The organism is Streptomyces sp. AC627_RSS907, assembly GCF_019049165.1.
On the sequence record NZ_JAGMUE010000665.1, the window covers coordinates 1 to 919 of the forward strand.

At 72.8% G+C, this 919-nt stretch carries 1 protein-coding gene; it reads right to left on the bottom strand.

The genetic code is table 11. The annotated features are described in order from the left end of the window. Positions 1-602 precede the first annotated feature (602 nt). On the bottom strand, positions 603-919 hold a 317-nt coding region (locus KUM32_RS37680), incomplete at its 5' end, for a globin (protein WP_217146335.1).

Here is a 919-nt window from a genome sequence, read left to right on the forward strand (position 1 = left end):
CCGCACGGCTCGCTCGGCCGCCGCGCGCTCCGACTCCGGCAGGTCCGTGGCCACCCGCAGCGCGGCCGGCGCGGCGCTGCGCTCGCGCAGCGCGTGCCGCAACCCCGCGTCGCCGATGGCCGCGCTGAACGCGCCGAGCGTGGCCAGCACCGCGGTGGTCAGCAGCACCGTCAACAGGGCCGCCGACAACAGCAATCGGTGCGCACGGACACGCAGGAACACAAAGCCCGCCACTGAACCCCCCGCGCTGCTCCCCGCCCACCGGACCCGTCGCCAGCCAGCGACGGCGCGCGGTCACGGAGGTGACGGCGGCGTGTCGACTCGGCGGCGTGCCTGGATGTTGTCAGAGAAAGATGCGGTCTGAAAGCGGTTGCGGTCTGGGCTTGATCCGATTGTGACCGACATGCGATACGCAGTGTCCGCTATGCGATACGCAGGGTATGCGGCTCATCGCCGCCGTCGTCCGGAATGGCTGGTTCCTGGGTCGTCGAGGCCCGGCCGCCGGCCGCCGTCGGGCCCGCCGCCGGTTCGGGGCGCCGGGGGCTGCGCGTACAGGCGGCTCGACCGCTCGCGTCGGTGGCCCGGCCCGGCGTACTGGCCGCTCAGCCCGGGGTGTTGACCATCGAAGCGGCGGCGTACGTCAGGTACTTCCACAACTGCTGCTCGTGCTCGGGCGCGAGGTCCAGCTCGTCGACGGCGTCCCGCATGTGCCGCAGCCAGGCGTCGTGCGCGGCCTGGTCCACCGTGAACGGCGCGTGCCGCATCCGCAGCCGGGGGTGGCCGCGCTGGTCGCTGTACGTACGGGGGCCGCCCCAGTACTGCATCAGGAAGAGCACCAAGCGCTCCTCGGCCGGGCCGAGGTCCTCCTCCGGGTACATGGGTCGCAGCAACGGGTCCTTCGCGACGCCCTGGTAGAAGC